General features: G+C 71.0%; 14 protein-coding genes. 2 read left to right on the top strand and 12 right to left on the bottom strand.

Annotation, left to right across the window (positions count from 1 at the left end; all coding sequences use genetic code 11):
• Nucleotides 1–196 precede the first annotated feature (196 nt).
• On the top strand, nt 197–1,261 hold the full coding sequence (locus AB0L71_RS27430) for a biotin/lipoate A/B protein ligase family protein (RefSeq protein WP_365247833.1): 1,065 nt from the start codon (nt 197–199) through the stop codon (nt 1,259–1,261).
• A 75-nt stretch (nt 1,262–1,336) separates the two neighbouring features.
• On the opposite strand, the gene AB0L71_RS27435 is transcribed toward AB0L71_RS27430, so the two are convergent.
• The 12 genes from AB0L71_RS27435 to gpmI form a co-directional block, all read right to left on the bottom strand.
• The gene (locus tag AB0L71_RS27435; protein ID WP_365247835.1) at nt 1,337–3,850 is read right to left on the bottom strand and encodes a SpoIIE family protein phosphatase; all 2,514 of its coding nucleotides are present in this window, start codon (nt 3,848–3,850) and stop codon (nt 1,337–1,339) included.
• 223 nt (nt 3,851–4,073) lie between these two features.
• Nucleotides 4,074–5,543, bottom strand: coding sequence for an amidase (locus AB0L71_RS27440; protein ID WP_365247837.1), 1,470 nt, complete (start codon nt 5,541–5,543; stop codon nt 4,074–4,076).
• A gap of 590 nt (nt 5,544–6,133) precedes the next feature.
• Nucleotides 6,134–7,087: a hypothetical protein gene (locus AB0L71_RS27445; protein ID WP_365247839.1), complete on the bottom strand. Its 954-nt coding sequence runs from the start codon at nt 7,085–7,087 to the stop codon at nt 6,134–6,136.
• Complete coding sequence (locus tag AB0L71_RS27450; protein WP_365247841.1) at nt 7,074–8,303, bottom strand: MFS transporter; 1,230 nt, start codon at nt 8,301–8,303, stop codon at nt 7,074–7,076. The genes AB0L71_RS27445 and AB0L71_RS27450 overlap by 14 nt, the downstream gene beginning before the upstream one ends.
• Nucleotides 8,300–9,199 carry a hypothetical protein gene (locus AB0L71_RS27455; RefSeq protein WP_365247843.1) on the bottom strand — a complete coding sequence of 300 codons (900 nt, stop codon included), beginning with the start codon at nt 9,197–9,199 and terminating at the stop codon, nt 8,300–8,302. Before AB0L71_RS27455 ends, AB0L71_RS27450 begins: the two co-directional genes overlap by 4 nt.
• 54 nt (nt 9,200–9,253) lie before the next feature.
• Nucleotides 9,254–10,507, bottom strand: coding sequence for a biotin carboxylase N-terminal domain-containing protein (locus AB0L71_RS27460; protein ID WP_365247845.1), 1,254 nt, complete (start codon nt 10,505–10,507; stop codon nt 9,254–9,256).
• Nucleotides 10,508–10,545: 38 nt separating this feature from the next.
• The gene (locus AB0L71_RS27465; RefSeq protein WP_365247847.1) at nt 10,546–15,561 is read right to left on the bottom strand and encodes an amino acid adenylation domain-containing protein; all 5,016 of its coding nucleotides are present in this window, start codon (nt 15,559–15,561) and stop codon (nt 10,546–10,548) included.
• Between the two features lie 34 nt (nt 15,562–15,595).
• Nucleotides 15,596–16,750 (bottom strand): phosphonoacetaldehyde reductase, encoded by a 1,155-nt coding sequence (locus tag AB0L71_RS27470; protein WP_365247849.1) that lies wholly within the window; start codon nt 16,748–16,750, stop codon nt 15,596–15,598.
• Complete coding sequence (gene aepY, locus AB0L71_RS27475; protein ID WP_365247851.1) at nt 16,740–17,858, bottom strand: phosphonopyruvate decarboxylase; 1,119 nt, start codon at nt 17,856–17,858, stop codon at nt 16,740–16,742. The genes AB0L71_RS27470 and aepY overlap by 11 nt, the downstream gene beginning before the upstream one ends.
• Nucleotides 17,855–18,712, bottom strand: coding sequence for an isocitrate lyase/phosphoenolpyruvate mutase family protein (locus tag AB0L71_RS27480; protein WP_365247853.1), 858 nt, complete (start codon nt 18,710–18,712; stop codon nt 17,855–17,857). Before AB0L71_RS27480 ends, aepY begins: the two co-directional genes overlap by 4 nt.
• A 134-nt stretch (nt 18,713–18,846) precedes the next feature.
• Nucleotides 18,847–19,689: a TauD/TfdA family dioxygenase gene (locus AB0L71_RS27485; protein ID WP_365247855.1), complete on the bottom strand. Its 843-nt coding sequence runs from the start codon at nt 19,687–19,689 to the stop codon at nt 18,847–18,849.
• 11 nt (nt 19,690–19,700) lie between these two features.
• Nucleotides 19,701–21,170, bottom strand: coding sequence for a 2,3-bisphosphoglycerate-independent phosphoglycerate mutase (gene gpmI, locus AB0L71_RS27490; protein ID WP_365247857.1), 1,470 nt, complete (start codon nt 21,168–21,170; stop codon nt 19,701–19,703).
• A 519-nt stretch (nt 21,171–21,689) separates the two neighbouring features.
• Here gpmI and AB0L71_RS27495 point away from each other — a divergent pair.
• Nucleotides 21,690–22,910, top strand: a complete 1,221-nt coding sequence (locus tag AB0L71_RS27495; protein ID WP_365247859.1) for a hypothetical protein — start codon at nt 21,690–21,692, stop codon at nt 22,908–22,910.
• Nucleotides 22,911–22,982: the final 72 nt, after the last annotated feature.

Here is a 22,982-nt window from a genome sequence, read left to right on the forward strand (position 1 = left end):
TCGTCCCCCAGCTCACCGACGAGGTCAAGTCCCGCAAGGGCTGATCCGTCCGCAAGCTCCGCCCCTCTCCTCCACGGTCCGGGGCCGCGTGGTGAACCCCACCACCCGGCCCCGGACCGTGCTGCGTCGGCGCCTCCGGAGCAGCACAGCGATGCGGGTTACCGTTGATGCGGAAAACACGACGGAGGCAGGAAAGATGCACGGCGAGTACAAGGTCCCCGGCGGCAAGCTGGTGGTGGTCGACCTGGACGTCATCGACGGCGCGCTGCGCAGCGTCCGGGTAGCGGGGGACTTCTTCCTGGAACCGGACGAGGCGATCACCGCCATCGACACCGCGCTGGAAGGCGCCGCGGCCGAGACCGACACCGCAGGCCTCGCCGCCCGCATCGACGCCGCCCTTCCCCGCGGCACCGTGATGTACGGCCTCACCTCCGAAGGCGTCGCCGTAGCCGTGCGCCGCGCACTGTCCCACGCGACCAACTGGACCGACTACGACTGGCGGCTGATCCGGGACGCACCCCAGTCCCCGGCCCTGCACATGGCCCTGGACGAGGTCCTCACCTCGGAGGTGGCCGCCGGCCGCCGGCCGCCGACGTTGCGCGTGTGGGAGTGGGCCGAACCGGCGGTCATCATCGGCAGCTTCCAGTCCCTCCGCAACGAGGTCGACCCCCAGGGTGCCGCCCGCCACGGCATCACCGTCGTCCGGCGCATTTCCGGCGGAGGGGCCATGTTCGTGGAGAGCGGGAACACGATCACCTACTCCCTCTCGGTCCCCGCCTCCCTCGTCTCCGGGATGTCGTTCGCCGACTCCTACGCCTACCTCGACGACTGGGTGCTCAACGCCTTCGCCGACATGGGCATCAAGGCCTGGTACCAGCCTCTCAACGACATCGCCACCGAGGCCGGCAAGATCGGCGGCGCCGCCCAGAAGCGCATGGTCGCCACCGACGGCGGCCCCGGCGCCGTCCTCCACCACGTGACCATGAGCTACGACATCGACGCCGACAAGATGCTCGAAGTCCTGCGCATCGGCAAGGAGAAGATGTCCGACAAGGGCACCAAGAGCGCGAAGAAGCGCGTCGACCCCCTGCGCCGCCAGACCGGCCTCTCCCGCCAGGCCGTCATCGACCGCATGCTCGACTCCTTCCGCAACCGCCACGGGCTCACCGCCGGCCAGGTCACTCCCGAAGAGATGGCCCGCGCCGAAGAACTCGCCCGGACCAAGTTCGCCAATCCGGAATGGACGGCCCGCGTTCCCTGACAGCCGCACCGGACGGGCACGGGTCGCCGTTGTACCGATGCTCCGGGGAGCGCACGCCCGCAGGTAAGTGGGGAGTCATGCTGCCGTCTGCGGGAGATCCTGCTCGGTCCAGATGCTCTTGCCCGCGGTTGTGTAGCGGGTGCCCCAGCGGCGGGTGAGCTGGGCCACGAGGAAGAGGCCGCGACCGCCCTCGTCCGTGGTCCGGGCGTGCCTCAGCCGCGGGGAAGTGCTGCTGGCGTCGGAGACCTCGCAGGTCAGAACGGACTGGCGGAGCAGCCGCAGCCGGATCGGGCCGGTGGCATGACGCAGCGCGTTGGTGACCAGCTCGCTGACGATCAGCTCGGTCGTCATCTCCAGTTCCTCCAGGCCCCATGCCTTGAGCACACGGGACGTCCGGGCCCGGACGTCCGCGACGGCTGCCGGGTCGGACGGCACGTCCCACGAGGCGACGTAGTCGGGGCTCAGCCGGTGGGTGCGGGCGAGCAACAGCGCGACGTCGTCGGGCTGCGGTACGGAGAGCAACTGTTCCACGACCGCCGTGCACAGGGCGTCGAGAGGAAGCCCGCGCTGGGCCAGGGCGCCGCCGAGGCGGGTCATCCCGCGTTCGGCGTCCCGGTCCCTGCCCTCGATGAGGCCGTCGGTGTACAGGGCGATCAGGCTGCCTTCCGGCAGCTCGACTTCCGCCGTCTCGAAGGGCAGACCACCCAGGCCGAGCGGGGGCCCCGCGGGCAGCTCGGGGAAGCTGACGTGCCCGTTCGGGGAGACGACGGCCGGGGGCGGGTGGCCGGCGCGCGCCATCGTGCAGCGCTGGGTGACGGGATCGTAGACGGCGTACAAACAGGTGGCGCCGAGCACGGCCGCGCCGCTCACCTCGCCCTCGGGTTCCTCGTCGCTCAGGCGGATGACGAGGTCGTCGAGGTGGGCGAGCAGCTCATCGGGGGAAAGATCCATGTCGGCGAGGGTGTGCACCGCGGTACGCAGGCGGCCCATGGTCGCCGCGGCGCTGATGCCATGCCCGACGACGTCTCCGACCACCAGGGCGACCCGGGCGCTGGACAGCGGGATCACGTCGAACCAGTCACCTCCGACCCCGTCCTTGGCATCCGCCGGAAGGTAGGAGGAGGCCACGTCCAGCGCCCTCCCGCCGGGCAGCATGTGCGGAAGCAGACTGCGCTGCAGCGTCAGCGCCGCGGCGTGCTCACGGGTGTAGCGGCGGGCGTTGTCCACGCACACGGCCGCGCGTGCCACCAGTTCACGGGCCGACAACACGTCGTCCGGTTCAAAAGGGGGCCGATTCACCGTTCGGAAGAAGGTGGTCAGGCCGAGCACCGTGTCACGGGCCCGCATGGGTACGGCGATGAGGGAGTGCAGACCGTACTTGCGGAACTTCGCCACCCTGTCGGGCTGTTCGGCCTCCCACAGGTGACCGGTGGATTCGAGGATCGGGAACAGGACGGGTTCGCCGTGGCTGAGGAACCGGACGTCGTGGGGCGGAGGCAGGGAATCCGCCATGTCCCCGATCTGGAAGATCGCCTCCGGGCAGCCCTCGCGCACCGACTTCATCGCCACGCGACACATCGGCGGCCGGTACCGTGCGTCACCACCGCGTGAGGAGCCGGCTGTCGTGTCCAAGGGAGCTGTGCCGGTGGGCCAGGGGCCGGGCTCCTCGGGGCGGGCGACCGGCGCCAGCAGGTCGACGGTGACGAAGTCGGCGAACCGCGGCACCGAGAATTCGGCCAGCTCCTCGGCCGTTCGCCACACGTCCAGGGTGCTGCCGATGCCGGCTCCGGCGTCGTGGACCAGGGCCAGGCGTTGCTGGGCCTGCCACCGGTCGGTGACGTCCACGACCATGTAGCAGAGGCCCCAGACGGTACCGTCGGCATCGGTCAGCGGGAAGAACGAACTGGAGTAGGCGTGCTCGCGCTGCGGATCGGCCCAGCTCCAGCCGTGGTACTCGTAGTCCGTGACGGGAACCCCGGACTCCAGCACACCGCGCATCACGGCCTCGATGGCATCGGTGTCCAGCCCGGGGAGTACTTCGCCCATCCGGCGGCCCAGGCGCTGCTCGCGCGGGACGCCGCCGATGCTTTCCAGGGTGGCGTTCATCCAGACGTAGCGCAGTTGCCGGCTCACCACCGCCATTCCTACCGGTGCGCTGGTCAGGAAGGCGTTCAGGACGGACTGCCCGACCGTCCGCTCCGGACTCCGTTCCCGTCCGGAGATCAGGAAGCACTCCTGGCCCTCCAGGTGGAACGAGGCCGAGACCCGCAGATCCACTTCGATCCGCCGGCCGTCGCGCCGCCGCACGACGGCGACACCGCTCCACCCCGAGCCCTCGTGGCACCGTTCCACGATCCGCGCCACCCGCACCGGATCCTCCGGCACCGCGAGCAGGAAGCCGGCGGACCGCCCGACCACCTCGGCCGCGCGGTGTCCGAGCAGGTCCTGCGCGCTGCGCGTCCACCCGATGACCGTTCCGGCTGTGGTGACCACCGCGGTCGCGTCGTGCGCCGTACCGAAGGGGGACTGGATGGCGCTGGGCTGCGGAGGTTCCGGCCCGGGCACCGACTGAGGGACTGCGGACGTCATCGTGGTCACCACCATCCACTCCGTTCCCGTACATGGTCCCGCCGATCGCGCTCGGGTGCGATCGGCGGGGCCGGGCGGGCAACGCGGCGAGAAGCGGCACCGGGGCACGCGAGCCCGGCATGACCCGAACAAGGGGCCCTGGGCGACACGGCGAACCGCGCCCACGCCCGCCGACCGGTGTGCGGATGCGGGCGGAGGGCGGGCGGAGGTCCTGGGGGGGGGGTTAGTTTCCGTCGCGCAAGCCGACGGGCGCCGCCGGGGGCCGGTGCGCGTACCAGCGGCGGTCCGCCTCCAGTTGGGCGGCCAGCGAGATCAGCGTCTCCTCGCTGCGGGACGGGCCGAGCAGTTGTGCCCCGATGGGCAGCCCGTCGCCGGTGAACCCGGCCGGAACGTTGATGCCGGGCCAGCCCAGTACGTTCCAGGGCCAGGCGTACGGGCAGGCCTCGGCCATCGTCACATCGGTGCGCCAGGCACTCAGCCCGTCGAATCTGCCGATCGGGGGAGGCGGCAGGGCCGTCGTCGGCGTGAGCAGGACGTCGTAGCCGGCGCCGGCCCGGGACGTGCGGAAGAACGCGCCGATCCTGCGGTGCTGGCACACCTCCCGCTCCCTGGCCGCGCGCACCACTCGGCCGGCGAGCCGGGTTCCGGTGCGCAGGGCGCTGCGGGTGCGCGGGTCGAGGAGGGTGGGGTCCGGGTGGCGGGCGGCGAGTTCGGCGATCCCGACGGTGGCCCGGGGGACGAAGCCGAGGCCGATCAACCCGTAGCGGGGCCTGGCCTCCTCGACGTCGTGGCCGAGGAGGGCGAGGGCCTCGGCCATTGCGGTGACGGCCCGCCGCACCTCGGGGTGGAGCGTGGCGCCGCTGAGGGTGAGCGGAGGGCGCCAGGCAAGGGCGATGCGCAGCCTGCCCGGGTCGCGGCGAGCGGCGGCCGACGCCTCGACGGGGGGCGGGCGGTGTGGGTCGTCGGGGTGGTGTCCGGCCACCGCGTCGAGCAGCAGCGCGGCGTCGGCGACGGTCCTGGCCAGGGGGCCGTTGACGGTGAGGCCCTGGAACGCGTCGATCTGCGGGTGGCCGGAGATCCGGCCGCGCTGCGGTTTGATGCCGACGAGGTGGGTCCAGGCCGCGGGGATGCGCACGGATCCGGCGCCGTCGGACCCGAGTGCGGCGGGGACGAGCCCGGCCGCCACGGCCGCCGCGGAGCCACCGGACGAGCCCCCGGGGGTGTGTCCGGTGTTCCAAGGGTTGCGGGTGGCACCGAAGGCCCGGCCCTCGGTGAACGGCCACTGGCCCAGTTCGCAGGAGTTGGTCTTCCCGACGATCACGGCCCCGGCGGCCCGCAGTCGGCGTACGACCTCGCTGTCGGCGGTCGCGGCGGGCAGATCGCCGTCACAGCCGAAGTGGGTCGGCATCCCGGCCACGTCGGTGTCGTCCTTGACGGCCACCGGAACCCCGAGCAGGGGCAGCCGCTCCCCCGCGGCGAGCCGCCGGTCGGCCTCGGCGGCCTCGGCGAGCGCGGCCGAGGCGCGCAGGTGCCGGAACGCGTTGAGGGTGCCCTGGCTCGCTTCGATACGCATCAGGGCCGCGGACACCTGTTCGACCGAGGTGGTACGGCCTTCGGCCAGCTCGCGTGCACTGTCGGCCAGCCCGGTCGGGCCGGCCGGTTCCGTGGTTTCGACGGCTTCCGTTGAGGACATCGGCTGCCCGCCTTCCTCGAATCGGCAGGTGCGCGCCGGCACCTGTACGCCCAAACGAACTTACCGGAGGGTAACGAGTGGGGAGAAGTCCGCTCGACCGTTCGGTGGACGGTGGACGATGGACAAAGATCGGGGGTCTCGGTCCTGCCTGCTACGGTCGCGGACGGAGGGGGGCCGGCACAAGTACGGCCCGCAGCGGCGCGTGGAACCCACCCGGTCGCGCCGCCACCGGTCCCGGCCCTCGACGTCCGTGCCGCGCCGGGCCGCTGGATGGCGCCGACGGTGCGGTTTCCGGCCGTCAGCCGAGTACGACGTACCGCACCGACGAGGACACCAGGCTGAACCACCCGACCGCAGTCGGCGAGCGGCCCCGACCTGACCTTGCGTCAGAGTCCGCGGGTCAGAACCCGGGATTCTCAGCGATCCAAGGGCTGTCCCGTCATCCCCGGCGGGCGCCCGACGACAGCTACGGCACCTCGCAGCGTTGTCGGGCTCATCCGCATACGATCCGGTATGAGGACGACCCTCCGCCTTGCGATGCACCGCATCTGACGCCGCGCACTCATCCACCGGGGATGACGGGACGGCCCTCAGCCCACCTGCACGAGCCGGGTCTCTCGGAATCCCGCCGGGCGGAACCGGCCCGTCAGCGCCGCCTCGGGCGCGCCGGACAGGACAAGGAGGTCGTGGCCGGGGGCCTGAGCGACCTCTGGCCAGGACAGCCGCGCACCGCGGTAGCGTCCCCACGTCACCACCAGGGCGGGGTCGGAAAGTGCCCGCAACGTGAGGAATCGGTCGGCGTGTTCGCCGGCCAGGTTGGGGTCGAGCGCCTCGGAGGGGACGGGGACGAAACCGAAGCGGCTCTTGAAGGTGAACAGTCCCGGCTGCACGACGTGTCCGAAGAGGGACGGGTCGTTGCCGAGAGACGCATGGGCAAGGCCGTTCTCACGGGCGAAGCCGAGCGCCTCCGTGTAGGCGACCCGCATCACCCGGCTCATGCGGGCGTCGGCACAGGCCGCGGAGAAGCGCATCTGCAGCACCGACTGCTCGGGGCGGATCCACCAGATCGACCCGACCATCATGGTGTCGCCGTCGTACACGCAGACGCTGACGTGTTCGGGGGCCCGCTCGAGCAGCCGCTCGCGCCAGCGGCGGGCGAAGTTCTTCCCCCGTGGCATGGCCTCGATCTGCCGGTCGTACACCACCAGGAACTCGTCCAGGAACTCCGGGGTCAGCCCCACGCGGACGCCGACGCGCAGCCCTTCATCGTGGACGAAGCGGCGACCGAGGCGGATGTTGCGGCGCTCGGTTCCAGGCAGCGCCGCCTCGAATTCCTCCGCGGACTCCCTTACGGGAGCACACCAGTTGATCCAGCGCGGGCGCACCACGAACCCCAGCTCGGCCAGCGTCGCCTCGTCGAGCCCGTCGGACGCTGCCAGTCTGACGATGTCGACCGGCTCTTCGGCCTCCTTCCAGACCTGCCGCGCGACCTCATCCGGTTCGACGGTGGCCACGACGAGGTGGTCCTGCTCAGCGATCTCCACCGGAGACTCCTTCCGTGCGGGCCCCCACCGGGGCGGCACACCCGCTGTATCGCGTGTAGACGGCCCAGATCACGATCGCGACGGCCCACAGGCCCAGGGCCGGCAGCCAGTACCAGATGCCGTCGAGGCGGCTCGCCCACGCGTAGAGGAAGCCGGAGAGTGGAGTGGCTCCCGTGATGAACATGCGAATGGTCGCGTTGGCCCGGCCGGCCACGTCGGCGGGGATCGTCTCCTGCCGGTAGGTGATGGACGCCACGTTGCTCACGGCGACCGCGAAGCACTCCACCATGAAGCCGAGGAGCCGCACGGGCAGCAGCGGCGTCGCCACCAGGACGAGGCCCGCGAAGGCGACCAACTGGGCTGCCAGAATGCGCCGTTCGGGGCCCCACGCGGGCACGAGCCCCGGTGCGAGGCGGCTCGCGAGAGCGCCCATGAGCAGGCCCACCGCCATCACCACGGAGATCACGCCGGTATTCACTCCCTGATCACCGAACTCGGTGATCAGGGCCGGCTCCAGCTGGCCGATGGCGAGATTCGTCATCGACATGGTCACCACGAGCCAGAGAATCTCGCGGCGGCCGACCCAGCGGAAGCCGGTCGCGAGGTCACGGCGGATGTCGAGCTTCTCGTGGTTCGACGCCACCCTGGGCAGCAGCATCCCGACACCGCTCGCGAGCAGGTACAGGACCGCGATGCACAGCACGGCGGGCGCCGGACCCAGGATGCTGAAGCCGGCGCCGCCCAGGATCAGTCCGATGACCTTCGACAGCTCGATTGCCGAGTTCAGCTTGGCCACGGCCACGGGGCGGGCCGGCGCGCTGATCAGCTTGGGGATGAGCACGAACTGACCGGTGATCGTGGACGCGACCCCGCCGACGCCCGAGAGCAGCACCAACCCGGCCACCGCCACCTGACTGGACAGCAGTGACGCCAACAGGACCAGGCAGAGGGCCTGTTGCACCTGGGCCAGCACGAAGATCGTGCGCTTGTCGAAACGGTCGATGAGCGCGCCCAGGAACGGCGAGCCGACGTAGGTGACACCGCGCAGCGCGAAGGAGACCAGGGACAGGGCGACGGAGTCGGACTCCGCGAGCACGGCCAGCGGGATGACGATGCCGAGCTGCCAGTCCGCGACCTTGGACAGCATCGACGACGAGACCAGCACGCGCAGCACACGCGCGTCGTTCGCCGGTGCGGGCGCGAAGGCCACCGTCATGAGGTCACGTCGCCGGGCCGGACCGGGATGGCGAGGCCGCGGGCGGCGAGCTCCGGGTGGGAGCAGAGGGCCGCGAGGCCACGGGCCGTATTGGCCTCGACCCCGCTGTCGTCCACCTCGTGCACGACCCAGCCCCAGGCGTGCGCGTACTCGCGGAACAGCTTGGCCGTCTCGTCCTGCAACCGGCTGAACGACTCCTCGCTGCGCTCCCCCGCGGGCCCGTAGTCCTCAAGCGCACCGACCGCCCCGTTCTGCGCGGTGCGCCAGCGGTACGCGTACGAGGACGGGCCGTCGACGAGAATACCGACGTCCGGGCGCAGCAGCGCCGAGCCGAAGATCAGGTCCAGGATTCCCCGGACGATGCGGACCAGTTCCCCCACCGGTCCGGCCGCGGGATCGCCGTCCAGGTCTCCCTCGGCGGCAAGGCGCTCGGCCACCGCGAGCTCCTTGAGGACGTGCTTGACGGGATAGGACTCCTGGACCACGACGGCGCCCCTGGCCAGAGCCCGGCGGGTCACCTCCGACGCCAGCAGGATGTTGCCGGCGATCTCCACGAACGCGGCGGCGAGCGCGCCCGACGCCCGGTTGCGCATCACGGGCTCGGCCGCCAGATGGCGCTCCCAGCCCTTGTCCCGCCACTCGTCGTAGCCGCGCGGGATGTCCAGCGGCTCGCCGTCGCGCTCCCCCGCCCCGTACAGGGTGCGGAAGGATTCCAGCCAGAGCTGCTGCAGGGGCACCGCCGGCCAGGGCGCGGCAGTCTCCTCCAGCGCGGCCCGCCAGGTGACGGTCACCACGTCCTGGCCGCTTCGCCGTACGTGTTCTTCGAAGGCGCGGCACAGCGTGCTCTTGCCTATGCCGTCTATGCCGAGGAAGGCGACGGTCATGCCTTGGTTCATGTGTCTCTCCGGTGTTCCTGGCGGGTGGTCACTCGTCGTCGGCCGGGGCCGGGGTCAGCACGCGTCGTTCAGGCGTCGGAGAATCTCCTCCACGTAGCAGCGCAGCCCCTCGACGCGGGATTCGGCCAGGCCCGCGCGCACCAGTCGGGCCGCCGTGGCCCGGTCGGCGCCGGTGGCCAGGGCCTGGGCAAGGATGAGTTCGTAGGTGACGGGGCGGGCCGGATCGACCGACCAGGCGTACGAGACGCCCTCGACATCCGCCAGTTCGAGGTGGTCGAGAGTGCCCACGGCGGGGAAGTCCGCCAGCTCCTGGGGGTGCACGAAGAGCCGCGCCTCCAGGCAGTGCAGCGCCCGGTCGACGGGCACCTCACTCGATGCCACCGACTCACCCCGGGCAATGCGGAGTTGGAGCTCCACGAGGTCCGTGTCCAGTTGGGCCTCGGACATCTGGTAGGCCAGCGGAAGCCTGCCGTTGACCTCCAGGAAGTAGTAACAGTCGGGTCCCACGATGAACTCGACCGTCATGACGTTGTGCAGCCCGAAGGCGCGCGCGACCCGGGCCGCGTCCATCCGCATGGCCTCGACGGTCCGCGCGTCGACGCCCGCGACGGGCGCGGCCTCCAGGAGTTTGAGACCGTCGGCGACCAGCAGGCTCTCACGTTCGCCGAGAGGCAGCACGGTGCCCTGGTGGTCCACGGCGAGACCGACCCCGACGACCCGGTTCACGGGCAGGAACTTCTCGATGTACCAGGAGGTGTCCGCCGCGCCCCCCGCCACGGCCCGTTCGACGTCGCTCTCGGTGTGGGCGACGCGCACCTCCTGACCGCCGTAGCCGAACTCCGGCTTGAGGACGACCGGCAGGCCGATCTCCCGCGCACGGGCGAGGACTTCGGTCCGGCCCCGGCCGGCGGCGTGCGGGAGCACGGGGATGCCGACGCGGTGAGCGGTCTCGACGGCCGCCGCCTTGCTGCCCGCCAGGCGCAGGGCGGCCGCCGTCGGCCCGACGAAGGTCACGCCGCGGTCCTCCAGGCCCGACACGAACTCGGCGTTCTCGGCCAGCGAGCCGTACCCCGGGTACACGCAGTCGACGCCGCTGCGGTCCACGGCGTCGAGGACGCGCACGGCCGAGTCGTAGGTGTCGGGCAGTCCGCGGCCCGGGACGGCGACCTCGTGGTCGGCCCAGGCGACATGGGTGTTCTGGGTGTCCGTGAGCGCGGTCAGGGCGGTGGTCTCCAGGCCCAGCTTGCGGCAGGTCTGCGCGGCACGGACCGCGATGGCCGCTCGGTTGGCGATGAGGACGTGCTGCATCGGGCCTCCATTCCGGACGGGCCGCCCGGGGGTCGGGGTCATCGGTCGAACCGCTCGAACCAGTGCGCGCATGCCTGCGCGAGGCGGAAAATCCGCTCCTCGTCGTGCACGTCGGAGCTGTACTGCCACTGCAGCCGGAGGGTGTCGGGCGCCGTCTCCGCGTAGATCTTGATCCGGTACGGCTGGGTGCGCTCGGGCGTCATCTCCGTGCCGACCGCCCCGTCCGACAGCCGGAACGGGCCGGACAGTTCGAGGTCATGCATGCGGGAGCCGAGGAAGTTGAGGTAGACGTCCGGTGCGGGCAGCGCGGCGAGACGGCGACGCACCCACTCGTCGTCATGGAGGTGACGCAGGGCGCCCCAGGTCTGCTCCATGTCGCGGATCTCGGTGATCTGGCGCCGCAGCAAGGCCGCCGTCTCGGCGTCCGTGGCCTGTTCGGGCAGGCTCAGCACATACGGCGCGATGCTGTTGAGCCAGCCGACCGCGTCCGGGTAGCCGGGCCCGCCGCTGGGATCGGTCCGGCCGTGCCTGCACACGTCGACGGCCCCGGTCCGGCTCACGCCTTCCTCTGCGGTGGCCGCCACCAGCGCCGAGATCAGCAGCTCCTCGACCCGTGCCGCGGCGACACCGTCCGGCAGGGGTATCCGCGTGGTGAGGGACTTGATGCAGCTCAGATGCATGCTCCCCGTCGGCCGCTCCGCCGGCAGGGGCCGCAGCGACGGCCAGGGCAGCTCCTCCCAACGGCGCAGAAACAGCTCACCCAGCGGACCGTTGACGAAGCGGCGCAGGGTACCCGCGTGTTCGGCCCAGGACGTGGCGGGCGCCGGGTCCAAGGCGTCGGGCGTACCCGTGACGGCCGCCTCGTACAGCGCGCTCAGGTCCCGAGCGAGGATCTTGAGCGACATGCCGTCGGCAACGAAGTGGTGGAACACCAGGAGGAGCCGGTGACCGGTCGGCCCGGAGCAGAAGGCCGCGCGCCACACGGGCCCCTCCCGCAGGCTGAGGGAGCGCTGGAGGAGGTCGGCCTCCTCCAGAAAGGCGGCGTTCTCGTGGTCGTCGGCCGGGAGTTCGTGCCACGACAGCGGCACCTTCGCCGCCCGGTCCGTGAGGGGCACCGGTGCGCCCACCGGGCCGGTCAGCCGCAGCCGCAGCGCGGGGTGACGCTCGGCGAGCCGCGCCAGCGCCTCCTCCAGGGCCGTGCGGTCGACGGAGTCGGCCACGTCCAGGAGCATCGAGACGTTGTAGTGGTCGCCGTCCTTGTAGTCCCACTCCAGGAAGCGGTGCTGCGCCGGGGACAGCGCGGTCGGCAGCTGCGCGGACCGGGCCGGGGCCGGGCCGTCCGCCCGCCGCGCCTCGGCCAGCTGGGACAGTTCCCCGAAGGTGCGGGTGGCGTACAGATCGGCCGGGCGGACGTGGATGCCGAGCGCACGGGCCCGGATCGCGACCTCCATCGCGCTGAGGCTGTCGCCACCGAGGTCGAAGAAGCTGCTCGTGGGCAGGATCTCGGCAAGCCCGAGGACCTCCCGCCACACCCCGGCAAGCTCATCGCCTGCGGCGGGCAGGGGGCGGTCGAGACTGCTCAGCGCCCGTCGGTCCGTCTTGCCGTTGGGGCTCAGGGGGATCTCCTGGACCGCGACGATGCGGTGGGGCAGGGCGTACGCGGGCAACTCCCGTGCCAGCCGGGAGCGGAGCGCTCCGGTGTCGGCGGGCGCTCCGTCGGCCGGCACGACGTAGGCGACGAGCCGCAGGGAATGGTGGCCCCGCTCCGCGACGACGGCCGCCGCACGGACGCCGTCGAGGCCGGCCAACCGCTGTTCCACTTCACCCAGTTCGACCCGGTGCCCGCGGATCTTCACCTGGTCGTCGGTGCGGCCCACGTAGACGACGCGGCCGTCCGGCCCGCGCCGGGCCAGGTCGCCCGTGCGGTACAGGCGCTCACCGGGCCGGAACGGATCGGGCACGAAGCGTTCGTCCGTCAGCTCCGGGCGGTCGAGATAACCGAGGGCCAGTCCGGGACCGCCGATGTGGATCTCGCCGGTCTCGCCGTCGGCGCACCGGTCGCCGTCCCGCAGGATCTCCACGACGGTGCCGGGCACGGGGCGGCCGATGGTGATGTCCGGTGCTCCGCCGGGAGTGGCCCCGGCAGGGATGGGCGGTGCCTCGTACGCCGTCGGTACCTTCTCGTACAGCGAGTAGATCGAGGTCTCGGTGGGGCCGTAGATGTTCCACAGGGAACCGGCCGAGCCGAGAGCGGCGATGAGGGCCGGGGTGAGGCTCTCTCCGCCGGAGACGACCCGGAGCCGCCGCGAGGGGCGCCAGCCGAACGAGGTGAGCGCGCTGAACATGGACGGGGTGCCCATGACGAACGTGGCCCCCCGTGCGTCGAGCGCCTCGTCGAGGAGCTCCGGGTCGCGTGCCACGGCACGGTCCACGAGATGCACCGTGCCCCCGCTGACCAGCGGCAGCAGGATCTCGAGCTGGGCGAAGTCGAAGGAGAACGCGGCAAGCGCGAGCACCGAGTCGTCCTCGGTGAAGCCGAACGCCTCCTTGCTGTGGCGCAGGATGTGCACGAGGCCCCGATGAGCGAGCACGGCTCCCTTGGGCGTGCCCGTGGAGCCGGAGGTGTAGATGACGACGGCGGCGTCGTCCGGTGTACCGGCCGAGGGCACCGCCGCACCGGGCTCACTCTCCGTACTGGTACCGGCACCGCTGTCGGCGTCGACGTACACGAGCCGCTGCCCCGCGCCGTGTGGCGGATCGGGCAGGGAACGCCGGGTGAGCAGAGCCACGGGACGGGCGTCCTCGACCATGAACCGGAGCCGCTCGGCCGGGTACTCGGGGTCCAGCGGGAGGTAGGAGCAGCCGGTGAGCAGCGTCGCGAGGACGCCGGCCACCAGATCCCGGGAGCGGTCCAGATGGAGGCCGATCCGATCGCCGGGGCGAGCCCCGCTACGCACCAGGTCACGGCTCACCTCCTCTGCCCGGACCAGGAGTTCGGCGTAGGTCCAACTTCCTTCGGCATCCTGGACGGCCGGTCGGTCGGGGGTGCGCAGCGCCTGGGCGCGCACCACCTCGTGGATCAGCTCCGGCGGCTCCCCGCCGGCGTCACCGGGCACGCCGAACGCGTCGCAGTACAGCGCGAGTTCGGCCTCGACGCACTCGATGAGCGTGTCGTCCCGCTTGAAGCCGTGCCGTTCACCCTCGAAAACCAGGTGCCGGTAGGGCGCCGATTCGGCGGACACCCCGGCCAGGAACGCCTCCGCCTGCGCGGGCGGACAGATCGGGTCGGCACTGCCCTGGAACAGCAGGAAGGGGACGTCGACCCGGGCCGCCGCATGGGCGGGCGACCGCGCCACGTACGTACCCTCCGCCTGGGGCCAGGGGCCGATGAGGGTGTCCAGATAGAACGCCTCGAACCCCCCGTTCTGGGACTCCCGCCAGCTGACCGGGTCGAGGACGGGGTAGTACAGCGCCGCGCAGCAATACGTGTCCAGGGTGGTCAGGGACACCGCCGCGGTCCAGCCGCCGGCGCTGGCACCGCGGATCGCGAGCCGGTCAGGATCCGCGCTGCCCTCGGCGGCGAGCGCGCGTGCGACCTGGGCGCAGTCCGCGACGTCGGCGACGCCCCAGGCGTTCCGCAACCGGTTGCGGTACGCCCTGCCGTACCCGGTCGAACCGCTGTAGTTGACCCCGACCACGCCGATGCCACGACTCGTGAGGTAGGCGATCTGCAGGTCGTAGGCCAGGGGGAAGCGGCTGGTCGGCCCGCTGTGCGCGAACACCACGTACGGAGGCCGCTCGGCGGGCAGGCCGCCGAAGTGCGGATTGCGCGGCGGGAAGACGACGGCGTGCACCGGCCGCCCGTCGGGCCCCTCGAAGGTGCGGCCCTCCGGTCTGGGCAGCAGGGCCGGTTCGACCGTGGCCCGAGGCGTCGACAAGGGTGTGCACGTGCCCGCGTCGGTGTCGAAGCGTACGGCCGTGAATCCCCGGTCCGGGCCGGCCCCGACCGCGATCAGACGGTCGCCGTCGCTCGCGAGCAGCGGCGCCCACTCCGTGAACGGGCCGTCCAGCGGAAACAGTTCGCCCCGTACGGGGTCGAGGATCGAGAGCCCCATCGCGTGCGTGCCGTGGACGACCGCAAGCCGCCCGCCGGGCAGCGGAGCGCACCAGGTGAGGCCCAGCTTGGTCAGCGCCCCGGCGAACTCCTCCTCCCGTGCGCACACATTGACCGACGCCCCGCCGTCGAGATCGGCCCGGTGCACATTCCACCAGCCCGATCGGTCGGTGATGACGTAGAGCTCACCGTCGTCGGTCCATTCGACCTGGGCGACGGACTCCTCGGGGCCGCCGGCGACGGCACGGACCCCGGACAGGGAGCCGTCGTCGCGTATCTCCGCGACGCACGCCCAGCTCGCGTCCCACGGCATGGCCGGGTGGTCCCAGCCGATCCAGGCGACGCGACATCCGTCCGGCGCAAGGCGCGGCCCCGTGAAAAAGTCATGATGCTCCGTCAGCAACCTGAGTGCTTGCGGAGATTGGGCTCCGGTTCCGTCCAGGGGAACGGCCACCAGGTCGCGTTCGGGCGCCCCGTCGGGCCCGGTGCTCTCCCGCACGCACCAGACCTCCGTCGGGGCGGCCCCCGCACCGGGCCACAGGACCGGGTCGGCGAAGGTCAGCGAACGCACGCTGGTAGCGGGAGGTGTGAGCGGCCGCGGTTCGGCGCCGGGGGACGCGGGGGCATACCGGTACAGCCGCTGGTCGCCCGCGTGCACGAAGACGATCAGCGGGCCGTCCGCGGTCATCGCCCCGGCCCAGGCCCGACCGCCGTAGTCCATCACGCGGCTGCGCACGTTCCACGGTGCCGGCAGCGCGCTGTGCGCGACGCCGTCGACGACCCGCATCAGTGTGGTACGGCCGCCTTCGTGAGGCAGCCGCTCCGACCACCAGATCTCCTCGCCGACGAAGCCGGGCCAGTTGGGGTGGCTGTCCGTAGCGGCGACGTCCGCCGCCGAGATGGGGGAAGTCCATGCCCCGTAGGGCGCGGCCTGTCTCATGCCCACTTCCTTCTGCGTCAGTGGATCTTCTGCGTCAGTGGATGGCTCGCAGCGCCCGCAGCACCAGCGACCTGTCCAGGCGTACGGGGTTGTTGACGGCTCGCGCCGTGGAACCGAGACCCGCGTCGGCGTAGTCCGGCAGGTCCCGCTCACCCACGCCGTAGTCGGAGAGCCGCGGCGACCAGCCCAACTCCGTGAGCAGTCCGGAAAGACGGCGGGGCACGTCGACGGCGTCCAGCTGCCAGGTCGACGCGACGACGTCCAGTTGCGCCCGGACGTGGGCCGGGCCCCGTTCGTCCTCGCAGTGGGCCGTGGACCAGCGCGTGTTGTACCCGTACAGCCACTGCAGGTTCAGGAGGCAGGCCACCCCGTGCGGCACCCCGTGACGGGAGGTCAGGCGGTAGGCGAAGGCGTGCGCGGCTGTGGTCCGGGTGACGTTGATGGCGCGCCCCGCGTCCAGCGCGGCCCGGGCCAGCTGCTCGCGCACGGGCAGCGAGGTGTCCTTGAGACCGTCCCCGAGCGGGCCCGTCAACGCGTGCAGTGCCCGCACCGCATCGGCGCGTGAGCCGTCCACCGAACGTCTGGCCCACAGCGACTCGACCGCGTGGCACAGCGCGTCCATGGCGCAGCTCGTCGTGACACTGGCGGGGCAGGTGGCGGTGAGCTCGGGGTCGACGACGGAGCGGGTGGCGGCGGCCAGAGGATGGTCGAAGGAATGCTTGCGCTCCCCGTCGAAGACCGTGGCGAACCGGGTCACCTCGCTGCCGGTACCGCTTGTCGTCGGGACCAGGACCAGCGCGCCGGCCCTGGGCGCCGGGTCGAGGGGCGCCCCGCCGAGGACGACGAGGGCGGCGTCGCGGTCGGCGGGCAGGACGCGCACCATCTTGGCGACGTCCATCGCGCTGCCACCGCCCAGGCCCACGACGAGGTCCGGTCGCCAGCGCTCGCGCAGGGCGCAGCCGGCCAGGACGTCGTCGAGGTCGGGGTTGGGCCGGAAGCCCGTGAAGACCCGATGGCGCGCGGAGGTCAGCCAGTGGCCGAACCCGGCCCGCGCGAGGCCGCTTTCGCTGCCCACGACCAGCACACGCCGTGCCCGGTACTCGTCGAGCAGGGCGTCGAGCCCGCGGGCCGCTCCCGCCGCGAACAGCACCGGGGCCGCACCGCCCTGCTCGTACGTGTCATCGGTCAAGGCACGACTCCTCGGCCCGGAGCCGTGCCGCGAAGCCCTCGCGGATGTCGTCCGTGGTCATGGCGGCGGTGGCGCGCGAGAAGGCGGAGGAGCCGCCCGCAGCCACCGGTACGACGACGAGGTGGGGGCCGTCGCCCGCGAGGGCCTCGGTCAGCGCCGACGTGACCTCTGCGACGGTCGTGGCGGTGCACGCCGTCCGGTAGCCGGCCGCCCGGGCGACGGCCGCGAAGTCCGTCGCATGCGAGGTGGTCGCCTGCCCGCCGGTGGACTCGTAGGTGCCGTTGTCGAAGACGACGTGGACCAGGTTGGCCGGCGCGGCGGCACCCACGGAGGAGAGCGTTCCCAGGTGCATGATGGCCGCGCCGTCACCGTCGAGCACCACCACCGGCGTGCCGGGGGTGCGCAGGGCGGCCCCCAGGCCGAACGCGGCGGCGTGCCCCATCGAACCCTGCATGTAGAAGTGGTCCTTGCGGCCGGTGACACCGAAGAGCTCACGGGAGGTGTAACCGGTCGTCGACACCACCGCGGCACCGTCGAGGACCGGCGCGATGGCGCGCAGCACGTCGACCCGGCCGAGCCCGGACGTCCGCTCGGCGGTGCGGCTGTACTTCTCGATGGCGCCCTTCTGTGTGAGGACGAACACACTTCTCCCGGCGGCCAGATGCTCCTCGGCCCGGTCGAGCGCGACGCCCAGGTCGGCGGCCGTGGCGGTGGCCGGAACCGTCTCGTGCGGCACCCCCACCGCGTCGAGGAGCTTGTGGGTGGCCGTACCCATGACAGCGTGCTGGGGCTCGTCCCCCGCCGGGTCGGGCCAGCCGCGCAGGCTCATGAAGACCAGGACGGGAATCCCGTACGTCTGAGTGAGCGAGGTCAGGGGGTTGATGAGGTTGCCGAGCCCGGAGTTCTGGGCGATGACCGCCGAGCGGTGCCCGGCGACCCGGGCCCCCGCGGCGGCGGCGAGGGCGGCGCCCTCGTTGGCGGCCGGCAGGTAACGGCCCTCACGGGTCAGCCGCGCGATGGGCCCGCTGAAGTAGGAGCAGGGGACACCGGCGACGAAGTCGAAGCCGCGCCGCGCCAGTGCCGAGCAGAAGTCGTCGTTGGAAATCATGCGTCGAGCGCCAGCCAGTCGTCGAGCTTCTGCAGGGCGAAGACGTCGGCAACGGGGGCGATGCTGTCCTCGACCCCGAGGGAGGAGCCGTCGGCGTAGATGGTGCGGAAGGTGTCGCGCAGGGCCTGGACGGTGGCGCGCAGCCCCTGGTTGGCGTAGATCACCACGGACACTCCGTGCCGGGTCGCCGCCTCGGCGGACCACTGGGGGTAGGTGGTGGGCACGATGACGACGGGCGCCCGGCCGTCCCAGCGGTCCAGGAACTCGACGATCTCGGCCTCGTCCTTCTTCTTGGAGTGGATCAGTACCGCGTCCGCTCCGGCGTCGGCGTAGGCGGTGCAGCGCTTGAGGGCCTCCTCGACCCCGAGGCCGTTGATGAGGGCCTCGGTGCGGGCGATCACGTAGAAGTCCTCGTGCCGCTGCGCGGACTTGGCCGTCTCGATCTTGTGCGTGAACTCGGCCACCGGAAGCAGGTCGTGGGAAGTGTCGGCGAAGCTGTTGACCTTCGGGAAGACCTTGTCCTCGATGGCGACGGCCGTGATGCCGGCGGCCTCGTACTCGTGGACCATGTGCGCCACGTTCAGGCTGTTGCCGTAGCCGGTGTCCACGTCCGCGACGACCGGGGCGTCGATCGCCTTCTGCATGTCGGCGGCCGCGGCAAGGTATTCGGTCATGGTGAGGATGCTGGCGTCGGGCAGACAGCGCGCCGCCGAGACCTCGAAGCTCGATGCCCAGACCGCCTGGAAGCCGGCCTGCTGGGCGAGGGTGGCACCGAGGGCGTCGTGGGCGCCGGCGACGCGCACCAGGCCGCCCTGCGCCATGAGTTCACGGAAAGAGACCCGAGTGGACGTCAAGGTTGTCGCTCCTTTGCGTCACGCCGGGGACGGAGCCTGATGCTGGGTCCCCGACGGCAGGTGGGAGGGCCGAAGGGCGCACACGCGGGTGCGCCGCAGCGGCTGCGGGTGGGGCGTTCCGTACAGCGGGGTGTTCAGGAGCTCCGCGCGGCAATCCAGGTGCGCAGCATCAGGCGCTGATGCGCGCCCTCGACGTCTTGGAACTCCACCCTGCCGTGCAGGGTCCACCGATTGTCGATGAAGATCATCTCGCCTTCGCGGAGCCTGTCCTGCGACTGCAGGTCGGGCCGGTCGAGCAAGGCGTCCAACACGTCCAGGGCGTGCACCTGATTATCCGTCAGGGACGGTACGCCGGGCTGCCGGTGGCCGATCTCGATGTACTGCCGTAGGTAGTGCACGTACTCCTTGTCGCCCCGTCGCTCGATGACGGGGCGCACCACGGTGCGGGGGGCGCCCGGGGTGTCGTCCCGGGTGTCGAAGTGAACGGGGCGGCGCAGCGTCTCGAGCACCCCGGGGTGCTCGGCGAGACGCTCGACGAGGTCGGCAAGGCGGACCAGCACCAAGTCGCCGCCGACGGCCGCCTGGTGGACGCAGGCGAGTGCGAAGTAGTCGGGCACCTCGGCGGGCCGATGAGGGGAGTCGGTGTGGAGGTTGCCGCCGGTCCGGGAGTCCGAGTAGCGTCCGGTGGCCCCCTCGCCGAGTGCGACGCCGCGGTAGCGGACCTCGCGCAGGAGGGTCCCCTTGCCGTCCTGGGGTATCAGCTCACCGAGGGCCGTCGAGGCGGCAAGGACGAACTCCTCGTACTCCGACAGGTCCAGGTGGCCCAGCTCGGTGAGGACGAAGAACCCGGTGTCGCCTTCCAGGAAGCGCTGGACGTACGGAAGGAGTTCGGCACGCAGGGTCTCGCGCGTGGCGCCCCGTGTCAGCTCCTTGGGGACGGGGAAGCGCACGGGGTCGAAGGAGTGGTTCCTGCTCATCTCGTTGTCCTTCACAGAACACGGCCGGACATGGCGGCCGGGGGCTCGATGCCCAGGAAGTGGAGACAGGTCGGCGCGATGTCACGCAGGTCGCCGGACGGGGTCAGTTCCCGGCCCGCCCCGAGCACCCACAGCGGGACGCGGTTCGACGTGTGGCGGGTGCTGGGCGTGACGCCGTCGGCCTCACGCATCTGCTCACCGTTGCCGTGGTCGGCGGTGATCAGGACACGCGCGCCGTTCCGCTCGGCCGCCTCGGCGATCTCCCGGACGCACGCGTCGACGACTTCGGCGGCCCGGCGCACCGCGTCGTAGTTGCCGGTATGCCCGACCGTGTCGACGTTGGCGAGGTTGGCCACGATGAACTGAGCGTCCTGCGCCGCGAGTTCGCGGACCACTTCGGCCGTGATCTCCCGCGCGGACATCTCGGGCGCCTGGTCGAAGCTCGGCACATCGGTCCTGCTGTCGACCAGGATGTGCCGCTCCGCCGCCTGCAGTTGTTGGGTGTAGCCGTTGAAGAGGTACGTGACGTGCCCGTATTTCTCCCGCTCCGCGATGTGCACCTGGGCCAGGCCCGCTTCGGCAACCGCCTGCGCCAGCGTGTCCGGGATCTGACCCTGATCGAAGATCACGGAGGCCGGGATGTCATCGCTGTAGCGCGTCATCGTGGTGAGCGCACCGTCGAGGCCACTCAGCGCGGCGGCGAGCTGACGTAGGCCGTCGGGGCGGAAGTTGGTCATGACAACCTCGTCGCCCGGTGCGATCCGCGGAACGGGGAGCACGATCGGCCGCAGGTTCTCATCCTTGGCGCCGCCCTCGTACTGCTCCGCCATCGCCACCCGCCAGTCCGCCTCGGCGGCCGGGCCTGCGCCGGTCAGGGCGTCGAGCACCAACTGGGTGCGCTCCTTGCGGCCGGAGCGGTCCATCGCGTACATGCGTCCGACGACCGTGGCGATGTGGGCGCCCTCCGCCTCCAGCCGTGACAGGTCCTGAAGGGCCGAGCGGTCCGGGACGTCGCGGCCGTCGCTGACCGCGTGCACGAAGGTGCGGTCCGCCCAGTCGAGTTCCCGGGCGAGATCGAGAACAGCCCTGATGTGGTCGAGGTGACCATGCGCGCCACCGGTCGAGGCGATGCCGACCACATGGACGGCGGTGCCGGCCGCACGAGCTCGGGCGAAGACCTCGGCCAGTGCGGGCCGGCTGCGCAGGCCGCCCTCCTCGATCGTCCTGCCGATGACCACGGCCGCCTGGGGAATGGTGCGTCCCGTGCCCATGGTCAGATGCCCGACCTCGGAATTTCCGACCTGACCCGGCGGAAGCCCGACAACTTCGCCGGACGCCTCGATCAGGCTGGGTGGGCACTTTTCAGCCAGGTGGGCAAGAAATGGAATATCTGCTTCCAGGACGGGGTTGTGCCGGCCTTGCGGCGCCCAACCAAATCCGTCCAGGACAAGTAACACAAGGCGCTGTTTCGCTGCACCCACCAGGAACCCTCCCGAATCAAGCAGAGCGTCTCTATTTCGGCCGCAGCACGGCGCAGCCCGAGCAAGGTCGACTCAAGCTTCACCGAAGGAACAGAGATCGTCAAGGAGATTCTTTTCAGGCACCACACGCCTGATGCATAAACATCGACTGCGTCCGTTTTCGGACCGTTTGACGGGTTCCCATGAAAAGGACATATATCAGCGGGGCATCACGTACAACTTCAGAGAATGGCAGTTGACGGGCAATGCCGAATCTGCTTAGTGTCCATCTTCGTTGTGATCTTCCCGGCAACCCTCTGGTCGGCACACGCCGGCCCAGCCGTTCCAGCTACCGCGGATTCCTCGGTTCCGGTTCCCGCATGTATCGCGCGTGACAGCCCCAGTCCATCGCCTTCAACCCTGTTCGGGCACGTGGCGAGCACCTGCTCCATCGGCTCGCGATAGCCAGTCCCGTGCCCGATCACTTCTCAAGGAGTTGCATTGACCGTGCAGTCGCCAGGAGCTGACAGGGCCTCAGACATGGCCGTCACGCGGCGTCTTGTCTTCGCAGACGTCGCCCACCAGTACTCGGTGGCACCGGCCGCCGACGCCTCCGCATTCGTGGCCGAGCTCGCCGCCGGAAACGGCACACGGGCCATGGAATTCCTGCGCCGGGAGGACACCGTCGCGCGAGCGTTCACCGTCGTGGACGCGGCAGGCACGGAAAGGGCACTCACCGCGCCGACCAAACCCCTCACGACCTGGGCCTGCACAGAGTTCACCGAGGAGTTCACCGCCTATGTGCGCTCCTCTCCCAGAGCGGGAGAAGAGGGCCCGAACCCCCTGGACGATCCTCTTGCCGCACTCGGTCCCCTCATGCTGCTTCGAACTCATCACGACAATGAGCAACCTTTTACCGAAGTATTAATGTGTTCTCGCACACGCACGCTCGGCACGTTGTTCACCCGCGTCGCCCAGTTCCCTCATTCCGCCGCGATTGGTCTTGCCGAACTGGTTGCGACAGCGGTCAAGCACCGCACCCATCTTGAGGACTACGTCCGCATCGAGAGCAATGCCTATCTGTCATACGAACAGGGCGTTGAAATCGAGCAGAAGGTCACCCTGACCGACGAGGTCTCCATCTGGTCCCTCACCAAGGACATATGGACGGCCGTGGAGAACGGGGATTTTCCGGGGTTCATCACCGATCCCGGCTACGAGCTGACCCGCTGGCACTTCGTCCAGCACAACTTCGAGGTGCTCGCGCCGGCCGAAGAGGTGGGTCACTACGCCTTCCAGGAGAATCCGGACGGCAGGTACCAGCTCAAGATGAAGAAGTTCTCGGCGGACGCCCTGCGACGCGAGGAGACCTTCCGCAAGGGCGTGGAGGTGCCCGCCGCCGACTTCGAAGGGTACTTGGCACGGGAGTTCCCCGCCCTGCGCTTCAGAAGGCTGCCCGGCTTTCGGCGCACGCGGTTCGACGTCAACGTCCAGTCCGTCACGACCGGCCACAGCTTCGGCATCGAGACGGACGAGGTCACCACCAGCGACGTAGCCGGGCGCACGCTGCGGCAGGTCGAGATGGAGTACCTGGAGACCCGCAGGCACGCCGGCATGGACGCCGCCTCGATCGACTCCGAACTGAACCGCCTGACCGACCTGGTCGAGGCGCTGCTGGCACGGCGCGGCATCGGCGCCGAGCGCAATCTCTACTCGAAGCTCTCCTTCCTGCGCGACTGTTCGTCCGCCACCGGCCGCTGATCGCTGTCGGCCGTCGGTCATCCGCCGCGAGCAGAGCGCGGCAACCACCACTCCCTGCCCAAGTTCCTGCTG

The sequence above is a fragment of the Streptomyces sp. NPDC052052 genome, from assembly GCF_040680455.1.
GTDB lineage: Bacteria > Actinomycetota > Actinomycetes > Streptomycetales > Streptomycetaceae > Streptomyces.